The sequence below is a fragment of the Photobacterium sp. R1 genome, from assembly GCF_054600795.1.
In genome coordinates this window covers 68342-86250 of the sequence record NZ_BAAHZP010000012.1, presented here as the reverse complement: position 1 = coordinate 86250, position 17909 = coordinate 68342, and the positions used below count along the sequence as shown (strand labels likewise).

15 protein-coding genes are annotated in these 17909 nt (G+C 53.8%); 11 read left to right on the top strand and 4 right to left on the bottom strand.

What is annotated here, in order from left to right; translation table 11 throughout:
* The first annotated feature begins 189 nt into the window (after positions 1 to 189).
* Complete coding sequence (gene uvrD, locus ACYP03_RS18335) at positions 190 to 2361, top strand: DNA helicase II (RefSeq protein WP_459781499.1); 2172 nt, start codon at positions 190 to 192, stop codon at positions 2359 to 2361.
* An 86-nt stretch (positions 2362 to 2447) separates the two neighbouring features.
* On the opposite strand, the gene ggt is transcribed toward uvrD, so the two are convergent.
* Positions 2448 to 4193 (bottom strand): gamma-glutamyltransferase, encoded by a 1746-nt coding sequence (gene ggt, locus ACYP03_RS18330; protein ID WP_248144651.1) that lies wholly within the window; start codon positions 4191 to 4193, stop codon positions 2448 to 2450.
* Positions 4194 to 4303: 110 nt separating this feature from the next.
* Positions 4304 to 5215, bottom strand: a complete 912-nt coding sequence (gene rarD / locus ACYP03_RS18325; RefSeq protein ID WP_459781496.1) for an EamA family transporter RarD — start codon at positions 5213 to 5215, stop codon at positions 4304 to 4306.
* A gap of 188 nt (positions 5216 to 5403) precedes the next feature.
* Between rarD and recQ the strand changes: the two genes are divergently transcribed.
* From recQ to ACYP03_RS18305, 4 genes are all read left to right on the top strand, one after another.
* Positions 5404 to 7251: an ATP-dependent DNA helicase RecQ gene (gene recQ / locus ACYP03_RS18320; protein ID WP_459781494.1), complete on the top strand. Its 1848-nt coding sequence runs from the start codon at positions 5404 to 5406 to the stop codon at positions 7249 to 7251.
* A 280-nt stretch (positions 7252 to 7531) separates the two neighbouring features.
* On the top strand, positions 7532 to 7849 hold the full coding sequence (locus tag ACYP03_RS18315; RefSeq protein ID WP_459781492.1) for a DUF3630 family protein: 318 nt from the start codon (positions 7532 to 7534) through the stop codon (positions 7847 to 7849).
* Positions 7850 to 8005: 156 nt separating this feature from the next.
* Positions 8006 to 8683, top strand: coding sequence for a 7-cyano-7-deazaguanine/7-aminomethyl-7-deazaguanine transporter (locus ACYP03_RS18310; protein ID WP_330961641.1), 678 nt, complete (start codon positions 8006 to 8008; stop codon positions 8681 to 8683).
* A 58-nt stretch (positions 8684 to 8741) separates the two neighbouring features.
* The gene (locus tag ACYP03_RS18305; protein ID WP_459781553.1) at positions 8742 to 9182 is read left to right on the top strand and encodes an N-acetyltransferase family protein; all 441 of its coding nucleotides are present in this window, start codon (positions 8742 to 8744) and stop codon (positions 9180 to 9182) included.
* A gap of 494 nt (positions 9183 to 9676) precedes the next feature.
* Here the strand turns inward: ACYP03_RS18305 and elbB are convergent, their stop codons facing one another.
* On the bottom strand, positions 9677 to 10327 hold the full coding sequence (elbB, locus tag ACYP03_RS18300; protein WP_248144656.1) for an isoprenoid biosynthesis glyoxalase ElbB: 651 nt from the start codon (positions 10325 to 10327) through the stop codon (positions 9677 to 9679).
* 325 nt (positions 10328 to 10652) lie between these two features.
* Here elbB and polA point away from each other — a divergent pair, with 325 nt between their 5' ends.
* Entirely contained in the window at positions 10653 to 13427 is a 2775-nt protein-coding gene (gene polA, locus ACYP03_RS18295; RefSeq protein ID WP_459781489.1) for a DNA polymerase I, read from the top strand.
* A 189-nt stretch (positions 13428 to 13616) separates the two neighbouring features.
* The gene (locus ACYP03_RS18290) at positions 13617 to 13664 is read left to right on the top strand and encodes a small protein SpfP (RefSeq protein WP_438616993.1); all 48 of its coding nucleotides are present in this window, start codon (positions 13617 to 13619) and stop codon (positions 13662 to 13664) included.
* 758 nt (positions 13665 to 14422) lie between these two features.
* Here ACYP03_RS18290 and yihA read toward each other — a convergent pair.
* Entirely contained in the window at positions 14423 to 15106 is a 684-nt protein-coding gene (gene yihA, locus ACYP03_RS18285; protein WP_248144658.1) for a ribosome biogenesis GTP-binding protein YihA/YsxC, read from the bottom strand.
* A 158-nt stretch (positions 15107 to 15264) separates the two neighbouring features.
* On the opposite strand from yihA, the gene ACYP03_RS18280 reads away from it, so the two are divergent.
* The 4 genes from ACYP03_RS18280 to ACYP03_RS18265 all read left to right on the top strand — a co-directional run bounded on the left by ACYP03_RS18280 (position 15265) and on the right by ACYP03_RS18265 (position 17748).
* On the top strand, positions 15265 to 15882 hold the full coding sequence (locus tag ACYP03_RS18280; RefSeq protein WP_248144659.1) for a c-type cytochrome: 618 nt from the start codon (positions 15265 to 15267) through the stop codon (positions 15880 to 15882).
* 208 nt (positions 15883 to 16090) lie between these two features.
* A complete protein-coding gene (locus ACYP03_RS18275; RefSeq protein ID WP_459781486.1) occupies positions 16091 to 16732 on the top strand; it encodes a class I SAM-dependent methyltransferase in 642 nt (213 codons plus the stop codon).
* Positions 16729 to 17262 carry a Der GTPase-activating protein YihI gene (gene yihI, locus ACYP03_RS18270; RefSeq protein WP_248144661.1) on the top strand — a complete coding sequence of 178 codons (534 nt, stop codon included), beginning with the start codon at positions 16729 to 16731 and terminating at the stop codon, positions 17260 to 17262. Before ACYP03_RS18275 ends, yihI begins: the two co-directional genes overlap by 4 nt.
* A 3-nt stretch (positions 17263 to 17265) precedes the next feature.
* Positions 17266 to 17748, top strand: a complete 483-nt coding sequence (locus ACYP03_RS18265) for a DUF2489 domain-containing protein (protein WP_459781484.1) — start codon at positions 17266 to 17268, stop codon at positions 17746 to 17748.
* Positions 17749 to 17909: the final 161 nt, after the last annotated feature.

Sequence of the window (17909 nt, the reverse complement as noted above, 5' to 3'; positions counted from 1 at the left end):
AAGGGAGGGGCTGAAAGAAATTTCAGACGAAGTGAATTTTTTCTGTGCGGCCGTTCTGTGCTGCAGTGGTGCTGACGTCGGAAAATTGAGGCCGACGGGCCGGACGAGACTCAGCATGAGACAGGGCGGGCATTCTCTGTCTGAGCTGTTATAATCACCGCCAGTGTATAAATAACCAGTAGAAAGGCGATGGACGTTTCACTCTTGTTAGATGGTCTCAATGACAAACAGCGCGAAGCGGTGGCGGCACCGCTGGGCAATCATTTGGTTCTGGCCGGGGCCGGCAGCGGAAAAACCCGGGTGCTGGTGCACCGGATTGCCTGGCTGCTGCGGGTCGAAGAAGCCTCGCCTTTCTCCATCATGTCGGTGACCTTCACCAACAAAGCCGCGGCAGAAATGCGCGGCCGGATCAACGCGCTGATGCAGGGAAACTGTGCCGGGATGTGGAACGGGACTTTCCACGGCCTGAGTCACCGCATGCTACGCGCCCATTATCTGGATGCCAGGCTGCCGGAAGATTTCAATATCATCGATTCCGATGATCAGATGCGTCTGCTGCGCCGCCTGATCAAAGCGCAGAATCTGGACGAGAAACAGTGGCCGGCCCGTCAGGCGGCCTGGTATATCAACGGCAAGAAAGATGAGGGACTGCGTCCGTCGCATGTCGAGACCTTCAACGACCCGGTCGAACAGACCTGGCTGCGCGTTTATACCGCCTATCAGGAAGCCTGTGACCGCGCCGGACTGGTCGATTTTGCCGAACTCTTGCTGCGTTCATTTGAACTGCTCAAGCACAACAAGCACATCCGCGAACATTATCAGGCCCGTTTCAAGCACATTCTGGTAGACGAGTTCCAGGATACCAACAACATTCAGTTTGCCTGGCTGCGCCTGATGGCGGGGCCAGAATGCCACGTGATGATCGTGGGCGATGACGATCAGTCGATTTACGGCTGGCGGGGCGCCAAAGTCGAAAATATTCAGCGTTTCCTGAAGGAATTCACTAGTGCGTCCAGTATCTTCCTGGAACAGAACTACCGTTCGACCGGCAATATCCTGCAGGCGGCCAATGCGCTCATCGCCAATAACAATGAGCGGATGGGCAAGAACCTGTGGACCGAAGGCGGCGAGGGCGAAAAGATTTCGGTGTATTCCGCCTTTAACGAGCTGGATGAAGCCCGGTTTGTGGTCGGTAAGATCAAAGGCTGGCAGGACAGCGGCGGCGCACTGAATGACACGGCGATGCTGTACCGCAGCAATGCTCAGTCGCGGGTGCTGGAAGAGGCACTGATTCAGGCCGGGATGCCTTACCGGATCTACGGCGGCATGCGTTTCTTCGAACGTCAGGAAATCAAGGATGCGCTGTCTTATCTGCGCCTGATTGCCAACCGCGATGACGATACCTCGTTTGAGCGGGTGGTGAACACCCCGGCCCGGGGACTGGGAGAGCGGACGCTGGATACTATCCGGATGGCGGCCCGGGATCGCGGCACTACTCTGTGGCAGGCCAGTGTCGCTTTGCTGGATGAGAAAGTCCTGGCCGGCCGGGCTGCCAACTCACTGCGTCGTTTTGTGGAACTGGTCAATGCGCTGGAAGATGACACCCGGGAGATGCAGCTGTATCAGCAGACCGATGAAGTGATCCGTTCTTCCGGACTGCGGGCAATGTATGAGCAGGAAAAAGGTGAGAAAGCGCAGGCCCGGATTGAAAACCTGGAAGAGCTGGTGACCGCCACCCGCCAGTTTGAGGTGCCGGAGGAAGCCGGGGAGATGAGTCCGCTGGCTGCGTTTCTGTCGCATGCGGCGCTGGAAGCCGGTGAAGGACAGGCCGATGATTTTGATGATGCGGTACAGCTGATGACGTTGCACAGCGCCAAAGGACTGGAATTTCCGATGGTGTTCATGGTGGGCGTGGAAGAAGGGATGTTCCCGAGTTTCCGCACCTCTGAAGAGCCGGGACGTCTCGAGGAAGAGCGTCGTCTGTGTTATGTCGGCATGACCCGTGCGATGGAAAAACTTTACATTACACACGCCGAGATGCGTCGTCTGTACGGTAAGGACAATTTCCACAAAGTGTCGCGTTTCGTGCGCGAAATTCCGGAAGAATTTGTCGAGGAAGTGCGGATGAAGGCGCAGGTCTCCCGTCCGTCAACTGGTGGTCGGTTCAGCCAGACGCAGGTCAACGAGAACTTCAATCAGACCGGTTTCAGCCTCGGGCAGCGGGTCCAGCATCCGAAGTTCGGGGAAGGCACTATTATCAACTTTGAAGGCAGCGGTGCTCAGAGCCGGGTGCAGGTTGCTTTCAATGGTGAAGGGATCAAGTGGCTGGTAACTCAGTACGCCAAACTGGAAGCGATGTAAGTCATCACTGACTTATCTTAAAAATAAACGCGCCGTCTCCTTAGGAGGCTGGCGCGTTTTTGATCGCAGTCGCGGAATAAGGCCGCTTACTGCGCGACCACTTTGCCTTCCCGGCGCGGGTCGGCGGCACCGTTCAGCTGGCCGCGGAACAGACCGATGGCCTGGACTCCGGAATTGAGCGGTTTGATTTGGACTTCAAAGCCCAGTTTTTCCAGCTCCGGTGCCCAGCGCTCAGCACTGGTCCCCTGTTCCAGCTCAAACGGACCAAACCGGTTATTCATGTTCGGCAGATCAACCGCCTGCTGCAGGCTCAGTCCCCAGTCGAGGTGTGCGACCAGCGTTTTGGCCACATAGCCGATGATCTGGCTGCCGCCCGGTGAACCGATGGCCAGTACCGGCTTGTCGTTTTTCAGCACGATGGTCGGTGCCATCGATGAACGAGGCCGTTTGCCCGGCTCGACCCGGTTGGCGATCGGCATGCCGTTGTCATGGGTGCTGAAGGAGAAGTCGGTCAGCTCGTTGTTGAGCAGGAAGCCGCGCACCATCAGGCGGGAGCCGAATCCGTTCTCAATGGTGGTGGTCATGGAGAGTACGTTTCTGTCTTTGTCGACGATCACCAGATGACTGGTTGACGGCAGTTCAATCGCGTTATCCAGCCCGTAGTTCATGGCGTGAGACCATGGCGGTAAGCCGGCACTCACTTCCTTCAGCGCCTGATTGCTTTTCAGCAGGCCGGCGCGCTGTTGCAGGTAGTTTTTGTCCAGTAGCCCTTCGGTCGGCATCGGAACGAAATCACTGTCGGCCATGTAGCGGCCACGGTCGGCAAAGGCCAGCCGGGAAGCATCGCCAAGCAGATGCCAGCTCAGGGCTTTGTTCGGGCCCAGTTCTTTCATCGGGTAATGGCTGAGAATACCGAGGATCTGACCCAGTGTCAGTGCGCCGGAGCTGGGTGGTCCCATGCCGCAGACCTCGTACTGGCGGTAAGGGGCGCACACGGCCGGACGTTCTTTCACGGTGTAGGTGGCCAGATCCATGGTGTTCAGGACCCCCGGATTGCCCGTGGCTTGACGTACTGTTTTCACGATGTCTTTGGCGATGTCGCCGTGGTAGAAGGCACTGGCACCCCGTTCAGCAATTTGCTGCAAGGTATCGGTATAGGCCGGATTTTTCAGGGTATCACCGGCTTTCAGCGGCTGGCCGCCCGGGAAAAAATAAGCTTTGGTCGCCGGAAAGCGCTGCAGGCGTTCACTGTCTTCCCGGATCAGCTGCGCCAGACGCGGACTGACGGTAAAACCATCCCGGGCCAGTTTAATCGCCGGTTCGAACAGATCTTTCCACGGCAGTTTGCCTAAGCGCTGGTGGGTGTGCCACAGCAGCTTGACGGTGCCCGGGGTACCGACGGAACGCCCGCCGACCACCGCATCGTAAAATGCCAGCGGTTTGCCGGATTCATCCTGGAACAGCTGAGGTGTGACTTCCGCCGGTGCCGTTTCACGGCCGTCGAAGGTTGTCAGGGCATCTTTCTCGCTGTCCCAGTACACCAGAAAAGCCCCGCCACCCAGGCCGGAGGATTGCGGTTCGGTCAGGCCTAACACCAGCTGTGCAGCAATCATGGCATCAATAGCATTACCGCCTTTGGCCAGCATGGCGGCACCGGCATCACTGGCATAAGGGTTGGCCGTTGCAATCATCCAGTCTTTGCCTGTGACCTGGGCACTATGCTGTAAACCCGTGGCCCCTTCCGGGGCGACTAAATCGGTGGCTTGCTCGCTGAATGCCGGTGCGGTGAGCAGCAGGCCGGTCAGCGCCAGGGCAAGGGAGGTCCTTTTCATGGCAGATCCTTTTTAAAATTGTTGTGAATCAAGGGATAAGATTAGGTGTTTTATCACAGATTGCCCGTTGGGTTGAGCAATCTGTGACATGATCAGAAAAGCGGGGCGGGTTAAGCGAGCTGGGCTTTCTTGCGGTTGCGGCGGTGACCTGTGATGCCGTCGTAGCTGAACAGCACCAGTGCCAGCCAGATAAAGGCAAAGGTCAGACTCTTGTCAGCACTGAAAACCTCGCCGTACATGAAGACGGCCAGCAGGAACATCAGGCTCGGGCCGATATATTGGAAAAAGCCCAGCGTCGAGAGTTTCAGCTTGGTCGCGGCGCCGGTAAAACACAGCAGCGGCAGCGTGGTGACGATTCCGGCAGCCATCAGCAGCAGGTTGGTGTTCATGCTGTTCTGGGTCCAGTCTGAGGTCGGGCTGTCGGCAAGGAAAAAGACATAGCCCATGGCCAGCGGCAGCAGAATGCTGGTTTCCATGAATAAGCCGGTCTGTGCATCCAGATTGACTTTCTTGCGCAGCAAACCGTAGAGACCAAAACTGCCCGCCAGCACCAGCGCCACCCAGGGCAGTGAGCCGAAATGGACAAGCTGGATCACGACGCCGCCGGCAGCCATCGCAACGGCCAGCCACTGCAGCGGCCGCAGGCGTTCCCCGAGGAAAATCATGCCCAGCAGGACATTGAGCAGCGGGTTGATGAAATAGCCCAGACTGGCATCCAGCATATAATTGCTGTTGACGGCCCAGATAAAAATCAGCCAGTTGCCGCCAATGACCACAGAGCTGGCCAGCAGCATCATGACAGCTTTCGGTTGCTTGAGGACCTGCCGGACTTTCCCCCAGCCCCGGCCGAGAAAAATCAGAGCAGCCAGGAAAAAGAAAGACCAGATAATGCGGTGGCTGATAATTTCAAAGGGGCTGACCGATTGCAGCTGTTTAAAGTAAATGGGTGCAATGCCCCACATGGTGTAGGCGGCCAGGGCCAGGATCACCCCGCGTTGGGTCGTTTTCGCTTGCTCGTCCATGGTATTCCAGTGTGTTGTGGTAAAGCGTTGGCAGAAGGCGGTGCAAAGACGCAGTGTCTGTTGGAACGGGCAGTATAATGCCAGCCAGCTGAAATTGACTAGTGACTTATTGGTGTTCAGTGCGGGTGGCTCCCATCCCGGATCTGATTGGTATAGAATAGCCGGCTGTGTCAATCAAGAGTGAAGTCATGTCTGCCTCAACCTCAGATCTCAGCCGCGCCGTCACGTCCGCCACCAGTACGCAGATCCTGCAGCAGGTGTTCGGTTATCAGTCTTTCCGGCCCGGCCAGCAGGCAGTCATTGACGCGGTGGCATCCGGGCGTGACTGCCTGGTGATCCTGCCGACCGGTGGCGGGAAGTCACTCTGTTACCAGATCCCGGCGCTGATGCGTGAGGGGCTGACACTGGTCATTTCGCCGCTGATTTCCCTGATGAAAGATCAGGTCGACCAGCTGCAGGCCAACGGGGTGGCAGCGGGCTGTCTCAATTCGACCATGACCCCGGAGGCGCTGCTGGCAACCTGGCAGGGCATGGCCGACGGCACACTCAAGCTGGTGTATGTCTCTCCGGAACGGGTCCTCAGTCGCGACTTTATTGACCGGCTCAGCGGTCTGCCGATCAGCCTGCTGGCGGTGGATGAAGCCCATTGTATTTCGCAGTGGGGGCACGATTTCCGTCCGGAATATGCTGAGCTGGGAACCCTGAAAGAACATTTTCCGCAGATGCCGGTCATTGCCCTGACGGCGACAGCGGATGACACGACCCGCCACGATATCACGAGCCGGCTGGCACTCACCGATCCATTCATTCATCTGGGCAGTTTTGACCGTCCGAATATCCGCTATACCCTGCAGGAAAAATACAAACCGATGGCGCAGCTGGGACGTTTTCTGACCAGTGTGCGCGGTCAGAGCGGTATCATTTACTGTAACAGCCGCAAGAAGGTCGAGCAGGTGGCGGAAAAGCTTGCCGAGCAGGGGATTCGGGCTGCGGCCTACCATGCCGGTCTGGACCACGACGAGCGTATCCGCGTGCAGGAAGGTTTCCAGCGGGATGACATTCAGGTTGTGGCGGCAACCGTGGCTTTCGGGATGGGGATCAACAAGCCCAATGTGCGCTTCGTGGTGCACTTTGATATCCCGCGGAATATCGAATCTTATTATCAGGAAACCGGCCGTGCCGGGCGGGATGGCCTGGCGGCAGAAGCCGTGATGTTTTATGACCCGGCCGATCTGGCCTGGCTGCGCCGTTGTCTGGAAGAAAAAGATGACGGACCGCAGAAACAGGTGGAAGGGCATAAGCTCAATGCCATGGGCGCTTTTGCCGAAGCACAGACCTGCCGGCGTCAGGTTCTGCTGCACTATTTTGGCGAGCACAGTGAACATGCCTGCGGCAACTGCGATATCTGCCTAGATCCGCCACAGCATTTCGAGGCCCTGGAAACGGCCCAGAAGGCCCTGTCCTGCGTCTACCGGGTCAACCAGCGTTTCGGCCTCCATCATGTGGTCGATGTGCTGCGCGGCCTGCAAAATGCCAAGGTGCGCGAGCAGGGACACGACAAGCTGAGTACCTATGGCATTGGCCGGGAGCACAGTCATGAATTCTGGGTCAGCATCCTGCGTCAGCTGATCCACCGCGGGTTCTTGTCTCAGAACATCGTGAATCATTCCACCCTGCAACTGACGGAAAAAGCCCGGGCTATTCTGCGCGGAGAAGCGTCACTGCAACTGGCGGTGCCGCGGATTGACAGCAGCGCGCGCAACTCGCGGCCGGACAGCCGTCTCAAGCGCCAGTATGACAAGAAATTATTTTCCAAGCTGCGGATGGTTCGCAAAGCAATCGCCGATGAAGAATCGCTGCCGCCTTACGTCGTCTTCAACGATGCCAGTCTGATGGAAATGGCTGAGAGTCTGCCAACCTCGGAAGGGGAGTTACTGGCGGTGAACGGGGTCGGGCAGCGGAAGCTGGAAAAATACGGCAAGGTTTTTTTGTCGGTGATTGAAGAGCATCTGCTGGCGGCTGCAGAGTATTCCTGAGGAACGCAAAGTAAAAAAAACCGGACAATCGATGATTATCCGGCAGAGAGTGTAGCAGAAACAAAACGAGGGCTTTGTTCACTACAAAACAGCTTGCGTATTGGGGCGAGAATGCAATTCTTCGCCACGGTGTTGTGAGGCCTCCTGGCCATCAGCACAACACCAGCATCAGACCATGAAATTCGCCCGGAAGCTATCGGTTGCTTATGCTTTGACACGCTAAGCAACACTTGGTTACATCAAACCGGATTTGTGTGCCGGAGACTGAAAAGGAAATCCTATGACTTTATCGACAGAGCCTCATTTTGGTGTACGAGCGCTGGACCAGGAGCGCGGCTGCCTGCACCTGACTGCCCCGGAATTCGACTACGACAGTTTTGAAGAGCTGGCGCAGTCTCTGGTGATACTGCTCGATGCCAGTGTGGTGGAAAAAGAGGCCAATGCTGATCTGCATGTCTGGCTGATTGACTTTGAAGGCTGTCGTCTGATGCTGAAAGGGGAGCATTACAGTGCCAGCCTGTGGCTGGAAGCGCTGAGTCAGGACGACAGTGAAACGCTGGTGTTTCTTGCGGGCTGGCTAAAAAAATTGACCCACTAATCAAATTTTAACTGCAAACGTTTGCCATTGCCGTGCTGGCTTGGCAGTCGGATTGCTTACGGTATAATCAGCGCCTTTGGAGACAGCACTGTACAGAAAATGTGCTGTTGATTGTGTTGGGTTCCCTCGCCCCCATTTGACAAAAAGGTCTGTTTGATGACGACTTCTTCTTTTTCGCCGGCGCAGCAACGCCAGGCACTCTGGATTCTGGTTGCTTTCCATCTGGTGATCATTACCTCCAGTAACTATCTGGTTCAGATCCCCTTTACCCTGTTTGGTGTCCACACGACCTGGGGCGCTTTCACCTTTCCGTTTATTTTTTTGGCCACAGATCTGACGGTGAGAATTTACGGTGCGGCAATGGCGCGCCGGATCATCACCCGGGTCATGTTCCCGGCACTGGCGGTGTCTTATCTGCTGTCGGTGGTGTTCTATCAGGGGGCTTATCAGGGGCTGGCGCCGCTGGGTGAGTTCAATCTCTTTGTGGCCCGGATTGCGATCGCCAGCTTTATGGCCTATTTGCTCGGGCAGATTATGGACGTTTCAGTCTTCAGCCGCCTGCGACAGTGCCAGCAATGGTGGATTGCACCTGCCGCATCGACCGTGTTCGGCAATGCAATGGATACTGTCGCTTTCTTTGCCATCGCATTTTATCAGAGCCCGGATGCTTTCATGGCTGAACATTGGGTCGAGATTGCGCTGGTAGATTACGGGGTGAAACTGATCATCAGTCTGGGATTATTTGTGCCGATGTACGGTGTATTGCTGAACTATCTGGTGAAGCGCCTGACCCGGATGCAGGCCCAGCTTGAGCCCTCGCAGGGGCTGTCTTAAACTCAAAGCCGGCGACTGCCGGCTTTTTTCTTTCTGAATGGGAGTACCACAAGCTGTGATAAAGATACGTGAAGCCAGCCTGGCGGAAGCGGCTGAGGTCCTGGCCAGAATCAGCGAACTTGATCAGCCGGAAACCGAGTCCAGTCTGGCAAGCCGGGTCCGGGGACGCAGCCCTTTGATCCTGATTGCTGAAAAGAACGGCATATTGCTCGGGGTGAAAATCGGTTACCGCCTGTCTGAAACCTGCTTTTACAGCTGGCTGGGCGGTGTGGTGCCGGAGGGCCGTCAGAATGGCGTGGCGCAGGCACTGCTGTCAGCGCAGGAAAACTGGGTCCAGGCGCAGGGGTATGCGGAGCTGCGGGTGAAATCCCGTAACCGTTTTCCGGCCATGCTGCGTTTATTATTGCGAAATGGTTACCAGATTGAGCATATGGAGAAGAAAGACGGGATTGAGGACTACCGGCTGCATTTCGTGAAGACCTGGAACGAACTTAAATGAAAATAATTCTCAAATAATACTTGAACATTAAATGAGAATAGTTATTATTAACTTGCTTTCAACGAAAACTCACACCAGAGGATTTCTGTTTGATGGCACGACATTGCTCACATTGCTTCCAGTGTACTTTAGCGAAGGCGGGTATTGAGTGTAGGGCTGAATATTCTGCTGACTTTTGCTTAGCGGTGCTTGTTCTCAGGCGCCGCTTTTTCTTTTTTGGCAGCTCCGGATCTCAGGGTGAAAAGAGGTCGGGGAAGTCTTTGAAAAACTTAGCAAATGAAAATTATTCTCAATAAAGACTTGCAAAGGTAATGAGAATGGTTATTATTAACTGGCACTCAGCGAGGAACATCTTGTTATCCTTTCTCGTATGAAGGCACGACATTGCTCACATTGCTTCCAGTATACAGCTTGGGTTTGGTTTTTAGTGTAGGGCTGATAACCTCGACCGTTTCTGCTGAGCGGCGCTTGAATCAAGCGCCGCTTTTTCTTATTCAGGCCATTTTCACCAGCTGCTGCACCAGTTTATTGATCCCACTGGCGGCTTCAGAGATAGAACCTGCCAGCATGTAAGCCGGGCTGCTGAGCAGACTGCGTTCCTGATCCAGCACGAATTCATCCACAGGACAATCGATATGATCGCCGCCCATGGCCCGAAATGCACTGGCGACTTCTTTTTCATTACCGATGGTGCCTTTGGCGCCCTGACCGTAAATCTGAGGAATGAGAACCGGTGCAATACACAGATAACCGGCAGGTTTCTGCGCCCGGGCAAATTCCTGACAGGCACGTTTCACCTCTGGATGAATTTGGCAGTGGGCACCGTTGAACGCAAAATCTGACAGATTTTTTGCTGCGCCAAAGCCGCCGGGCAGCAATAATGCATCGAAGTCCCGGGCGCTGAGCTCGGCAACATCCTGGATCTGGCCCCGTGCAATCCGCGCAGCTTCAATCAGGACATTGCGTGTTTCGTTCATGGGCTCACCGGTCATATGGTTAATCACATGATGCTGTTCCATATTGGGTGCAAAGCAGTGCCAGCTGGCCCCAGCCTGTTCAATGGCATGTAATGCCAGAACGGCTTCATGGATCTCACTGCCGTCAAATACACCCGAACCGCTTAAAATGACTGCAACCTTCTTCATCTTGGCCTCCTTTTTGTTCAAAACTGAAGAAATTAACACCGCTTTGTCCGATTACACCGCCATCTGATAACTTTTTCCACATTTGATGATCATTTCAGGATCATGGATCCATTTTTGCTTTGCTAAATAAACCATTGATCTCAAATGACTAAAAATCGTTTTTCTGATCAAGAAGCAAAAATGATCTTCAGGCTCTCGGCAATAGTTAACAAACTTATCCACAGATCTCGGGCCAACAACAGGGAAAACTTCGGTTAACACTTGGCACGTCTCGTGGCATCCTAAGGTTCTGATCCTTTTATCTCCCAGATACTGATAATCCATTATGGCAACTATTCCAGAAAATCCACTGATCCTGATCGATGGCTCCTCGTATCTCTACCGTGCGTATCATGCCGCGCCTAACTTTACCAACTCTGACGGCGAACCGACCGGGGCGGTGTATGGTGTGGTGAATATGTTGCGGAGCATGCTGCGGCAGTTTGCCACAGAGCATATTGCTGTGGTGTTTGATGCCAAGGGCAAGACCTTCCGCGATGAGCTCTATCCCGAGTATAAAGCGCATCGGCCGCCGATGCCGGATGATTTGCGCGCTCAGATCGAACCTCTGCATGCCATTATCAAGGCCATGGGGCTGCCATTGATCTGTGAACCGGGTGTTGAAGCAGATGATGTGATCGGGACCCTGGCCTGTCAGGCGTCGCAGGCTGGCATGCCGGTTCTGATCAGCACCGGAGATAAAGACATGGCACAGCTGGTGGATGAGAATGTCACCCTGATTAATACCATGACCGGTGTCGTGATGGATCCCGAAGGCGTGCGTGAAAAGTTCGGGATTGGTCCGGAGCTGATCATCGATTATCTGGCACTGATGGGAGATAAAGTTGATAACATTCCGGGCGTTCCCGGGGTGGGCGACAAGACGGCTACCGCATTGCTGACTGGCATCGGCGGCCTGAAAGATTTGTATGACCATCTGGATGCAATTCCGGCATTGGGCTTCCGTGGCTCGAAAACCATGCCGAAAAAGCTGGAAGAACATCGTGATGCGGCCTTTATGTCTTACGAACTGGCGACGATCAAGCTGGACGTCGCACTGGAATTCGGCCCGCAGGATCTGCAAAAAGGCACGCCGGATACGGATGAGCTGACCCGTCTGTTCGGCAAGTTACAGTTCCGTCGCTGGCTGGCAGAAATGCTGGACGGCAGTGACGGCCGCATTGTTGCGGACAGCTCGGCCAGTCCGGTCAGTGAGGAAGCGGCGCCGTCGAAGTCACCGGCACCTGTGATTGATCGCAGTGGCTATGAAGTGGTGCTGGATGAAGCTCGCTTCCTGGAGTGGCTGGATATTCTGAAACAGGCTGAAGTCTTTGCCTTTGATACCGAAACCGACAGTCTGGATTACATGATTGCCAACTTGGTCGGGCTATCTTTTGCAGCTGAAGAAGGCCAAGCGGCTTATGTGCCGGTTGCACATGACTATCTGGACGCACCGGCACAACTGGATCGCGACTGGGTGATTGCGCAGCTAAAGCCTTTACTGGAAGATCCGGCACAGGCGAAAGTCGGTCAGAACCTGAAATATGATGCCAGTGTACTGGCCCGTTACGGCGTCGACATGCAGGGGATCCGTTTCGATACCATGCTGGAGTCTTATGTCTTCAATAGCGTGGTTGGCCGCCATGATATGGACAGCCTGTCGCTGCGTTATCTGGAGCACAAGACCATCAGTTTCGAAGAGATTGCAGGCAAAGGGAAAAAACAGCTGACGTTCAATCAGATCGATCTCGAACAGGCTGGCCCATATGCGGCGGAAGACGCAGACATTACCTTGCGCCTGCACCATCTGCTGATCGGGAAGCTGAATGTCGACCCGAAACTGAAACATGTACTGGAAGACATTGAGATGCCACTGGTGCCCGTGCTGTCGCGTATGGAGCGGACCGGTGTCTTGCTGGATGTGAACAAGCTGGCGAAACAGTCGCAGGAAATCGCAGTTCGTCTCGATGAGCTTCAGACTCAGGCTTATGAGGTCGCCGGGGAAGAATTCAATCTCAGTTCGCCGAAACAGTTGCAGGCGATTTTGTTTGAGAAAATGGGCCTGCCGGTTCTGAAGAAGACGCCGTCCGGCACTCCGTCGACCAACGAAGAAGTGTTACAGGAGCTGGCGCTGGATTACCCGCTGCCGAAGCTGATTCTGGAACACCGTGGTCTGGCGAAATTGAAATCAACCTATACCGACAAGCTGCCCCGGATGATTAATCCGGAAACCAAGCGTGTGCACACGTCTTACCATCAGGCCGTGGCGGCCACGGGGCGTCTGTCGTCGACTGATCCGAACCTGCAGAACATTCCGATCCGGAACGAGGAAGGCCGCCGTATTCGTCAGGCCTTTATTGCGCCGGAAGGATATCAGATCCTGGCTGTGGACTATTCACAGATTGAGCTGCGGATTATGGCGCACCTTTCTGGCGATAAAGCCCTGCTGGAAGCGTTCCGGGAAGGTAAAGATATCCACGCCGCAACGGCTGCCGAGATCCTGGGTATCGCTATCGATGAGGTGACCAGTGAACAGCGCCGTCGTGCAAAAGCGATCAACTTTGGTCTGATCTACGGGATGAGTGCGTTTGGTCTGGCAAAACAGCTGGGGATGGGCCGTAATGAGGCGCAGGAGTATATGAATGTGTACTTCGAGCGTTACCCGGGAGTTCTGGAATATATGGAAAGTACCCGAACTCATGCCAGTGAACAGGGGTATGTGGAAACACTGTTCGGCCGTCGTCTTTACCTGCCGGATATTCAATCGCGCAATGCGATTCGCCGGAAAGCAGCAGAGCGGGCGGCAATTAACGCACCGATGCAGGGCACGGCTGCGGATATTATTAAACGCGCCATGGTTGCCGTTGATGCCTGGGTTCAGACACAGGATAGTGTTCGTCTGCTGATGCAGGTGCACGATGAACTGGTCTTTGAAGTGAAAACTTCAGAGCTGGATCGTGTGGCGAAGTCGGTTTGTGAGCTGATGGAAGCTGCAGCTGAACTTGATGTGCCGCTGATTGCTGAGGCAGGCAGTGGTGACAACTGGGATCAGGCTCATTAATTTGTGAGATTCATCCCTGTAATTCAATTATCAAAAACCAGCCATTTGGCTGGTTTTTTTTAATCTGGATCGGGGTTTAGCGTGCTGATGTAAAACTTAATTACGTGATGAATGAAAAAAAATTACGGAAAAGGGTTTTCATTTCTGCACAATTGATATACAGTTAGCGGCGTAGGGTACAGAGGTAAGATGTTCTATCTTTCAGACCTTTTGTTTCACGTTATTGGATTTGGCTGATTCAGCCGCCCTGATCGCTTTGGTCAGGGCGTTTTTATTTCTGGCCCGAAATTTTTCCCGCATATCTTTTCTCCGCTGTCTGCGAACTGACGTCTCCGATTAATATTGAACGACATTGCCTGTTTTCACTGACAAAAGCACTGTGACCACGACGAATCCTCTTCCGCTTTGACCATTCAAACTGTGACGATCCTGCCAAGTGGTGAGCGGGCAGGGCATGATACGACATAAAATTAGAGCAATTACTTTAATTCGTGATTCCGGAAGGTTATACTCAAGTCTGCTTCTTGTTCATATTTGTCTGGCTGTATTTCATTTGTGACAGTCGACCTATCCATGATCAGCCACTCTTGATTTGAGTGGCTTTTTTTTGTCTGTTTGCCATCCATTGTGTAATAAAATTCCAAGTGAACATGGCTGCATAGCTTTGTCTATGCAAACTTAATTTGCAGAATGAAACAATAGGCATTGAATTTGGGCTGAATGGGGTAAAAAAGGAAGTTAACAATGAGAAGGGCTAAGGAATATCTGGCATCAGGGAGGAAAAAATAACCAGATTACGGATAAAAAACTTGCGTTGAGGGGTTAAATCATTAATCCTTTCTGGACAAATATAAAAACCTCCTATTTCTCTCCCGTTGCCCCATCGTTCAGGTGGGGTCATTTTTATCTGGTATCTCTGACACAGTATTTGTACGGACAGATAATGATGCCTGTGACGGTTTCCTGCCTGGCCTCGGGCCAGGCAGGAAGACAAATTATTCAGAAGCGGCGTTATGATTCAGGCCGTCAATGTCTTCGTCCTGATCAGCTTCGAGCAGTGCTTGCTGACGGGCCAGTTCCGGGGCAAACCAGATGTCCAGTTTGCGGCGAACCTGATCCACACCAATCCCTTTCAGGGCAGAGAAGCATTCCACTTCGACATCGCCGCCAAAAGCCAGAGCTGCTTCACGGATTTTCAGCAGCTGCGCTTTGCGGGCACCGCTTTTCAGTTTGTCGGCTTTGGTCAGCAGAACCAGAACAGGCAAACGGCTCTCGACGGCCCAGTAAATCATTTGCTGATCGAGATCTTTCATCGGGTGGCGGATATCCATCAGAACGACCAGACCCTGCAGGCATTCACGCTTTTGCAGATACTCACCCAGCGCCGCCTGCCACTTCTGCTTCATCTCCAGCGGAACCTGCGCGTAGCCGTAGCCCGGCAGGTCGATCAGGTTGCAGCCCGTGCGGACTTCAAACATGTTGATCAATTGGGTCCGGCCTGGTGTTTTTGAGGTCCGTGCCAGACTTTTCTGATCTGTCAGACGATTCAAAGCACTTGATTTACCAGCATTTGATCGGCCAGCAAATGCAATCTCAACTCCCTTGTCCATGGGAAGGTGGCGGATATCCGGGGCACTGGTAATAAAATGGGTTTGTCTGTAGTTGAGAGGGGAATTCACTGTTAACTCCGTCAAGTCTTCTGGTCGTCGACTAATTACTTTTATGCGAAAGTGTGTAAAATGTAGCACTAACCCTGCTTGGTTGATGGTGCATTGTATACCATGTTGCTGAGCAATACTTGTGGTACTGGAAGCTCAATAATTATAAACGGAATGTCATGAAGAAATTAGCATTGATATTTACACTTCTTGCCAGTTGCACAAGCTGGGCCCAGGGAGATGTTGAAGCTGGAAAAGCAAAAGCAGCGACATGCGCAGCATGTCATGGCGCTGACGGTAAAGGTATCACCGGACAATACCCCAACCTTGCGGGTCAGCACCCACGTTATCTGGAGAAACAGCTGAAGGAATTCAAGCTGGGGATGACAACGGGTGGTGAACAGGGGCGTAATGATCCTGTGATGGGCGGCATGGCGATGCCACTGTCTGAAGAAGACATGGCGGATCTGGCGGCTTACTTTGGTTCCTTACCTGCGGTAGAAGGCACCACCACAGAAGGCTCGATCGCAATTGGTCAGCAGCTGTACCGTGTGGGTGATGCTGAACGTGGTATTACGGCCTGTACGGCGTGTCACGGTCCTCGCGGTAATGGTACCAGCTTGTCTGGTTTCCCGGACATCTCCGGGCAAAACGCGGATTACATCAAGAAACAACTGACAGCTTTCCGCGATGGCCAGCGTAGTAACGATATGAACGCAATGATGCGCTCTGTTGCCGCGAAACTGAGTGACAAGGAAATCGACGCCCTGTCACATTATATTGGCGGTCTTCACTGATCCCGACTTCAGTATCGCAAGCAGTAACAAGCGACAAAAGGCAGCTCAGGCTGCCTTTTTTATTCGTCGAGCTTTGTGATTGTCCGTCGTACTCGGGATAGTGCTCTGATTGCTGCCTGTGGATGAAGCAGACCGTCCATTTCTCAATCGGAACAGGTCTGGTATGATACGCGGCTTGATTTTGAGCGTCGGAACCCAGGAGAAGCTGATGACGGCCTGTACCTTATGCGGTGCATCTGCCTTGCCATATCATGAAGATCGCCGTCGCGGATATCTTCAGTGTCAGGCGTGTCACCTGATTTTTGCCAATCCGGCCTCGCATTTGTCCCCGTCGCAGGAGAAGGCAGTCTACGATCAGCATGAAAACCATGTTGAGGATGAAGGCTACCGTGGTTTTCTGGATCGTCTGGCGACGCCGCTGACAGCGCGTCTGCCGGAAGGCAGCCTCGACGGGCTGGATTTTGGCTGCGGCCCCGGTCCGGCCCTGGCCGCGATGTTTCGTGAGCAGGGGCACCGGATTGCTGTCTATGATCCTTATTATGCCCCGGACAACAGCGTGCTCGAGCGTCAGTATGACTTTGTCACCAGTACCGAGGCCATTGAACACTTTTATACCCCGGCCCGCGAATGGCAGTTGTTGCTGTCGCTGGTGAAACCGGGAGGCTGGCTGGGACTGATGACCAAACTGGCCACAGATGTCGAGGCATTCAGCCGCTGGCATTATAAAAATGATCCCACCCACGTCAGCTTTTTCAGCCGGGAGACCTTTCGGTTTCTGGCCGAGCGTGATGGCCTGACGGTGGAATTTGTTGGAAACGATGTAATTATGCTGAGGAAAAATCAGTCATGACCCGTAAGAAAAGAAGCCGTAAACCTGGCTCAGAAGGCCCGGCGCAGTACGTAGAAAAAAGTGTCAGCCAGATGGATCTGGATGGCCGTGCCCGTCAGAAAGCCCGCAAGCGCAAAGGGTTGAAGGCCGGCAGCCGTCATTCTGAAGGCGGTGCTGAGTATGGCAGCCGACAGGGTCAGGCCAGAGATCCTCGCCATGGCAGCAAAAAACTGGTGCCGCTGACTGTCGAGCCGAAACCAACCAAACAGGTTCGCCGCATGAATGCTGAGCAGGAACTGGCGATGTTGGAGAATGATCCACAACTGATGGCGTTGCTGGACCGCCTCGATGCCGGTGAAAAGCTGGGTGCCGGTTTGCAGAAGCAGGTTGATCAGAAACTCGACCGCATCGAGCAACTGATGAAACAGCTGGGTCTGTACGAGGAAGACGTGGCTGCAGATGATGAAATCGCGATCGGTGATACCCGCAGCGAGGAAGATCTGCTGGATGACTTTGAAAATGCCCGTTGGGACGATTTCGATAAGGAGTAAGCCTTGCAGGATCTGAAACTCTGGCTGCTGGTGGCAGGAAGCCTGATTGTACTGGCACTGGCGTTTTATGCCGGTTATCTGTTGTACCAGCTGTATCTGCAGAAGCAGCGTCACCAAGCCTTTATTGCCCGTGCTGAAGCGCAACAGGCAGAGGCGATTGTGCAGCGCAATACCAATATTCTTGAAAGTGTCTATATCATTGCCGAAGCCGGAAAGCAGGAACAATGTGACATGTCGGAAATTGCCATCCGGCTGTATAAGCTGATGACGGTATTGCAGGCTGAGCGCAGCGTGAATTTTTCTGCCCAGTATCCGGCACTTTATGAGCTGTATACCGTGGTGGAAGAGATGCCGCGCGGCGATGAGCGCAAAGCCATGCCGAAACAGGATCGGATGAGGGACGATATGGTGCGGATGAAAGCTGAATCCCGTTTGTTCGACGCCATTCAGCAGGAGTTAGCTCAGATTCTGGCGCAGAAAGCCTGATTGAAAAGCTCGATGATGACCATGAACCCGGTGGATATGTCCCCGGGTTTTTTTGTATATCGGCCTGATGAATGCGTGCTGTCTTTGTGATCGATCAAAAAGGAGGGCGTTAGCCCGTGTTAGCTTAGCCGATTGACTATTTCGAGCGTCCGTGAGGTAAA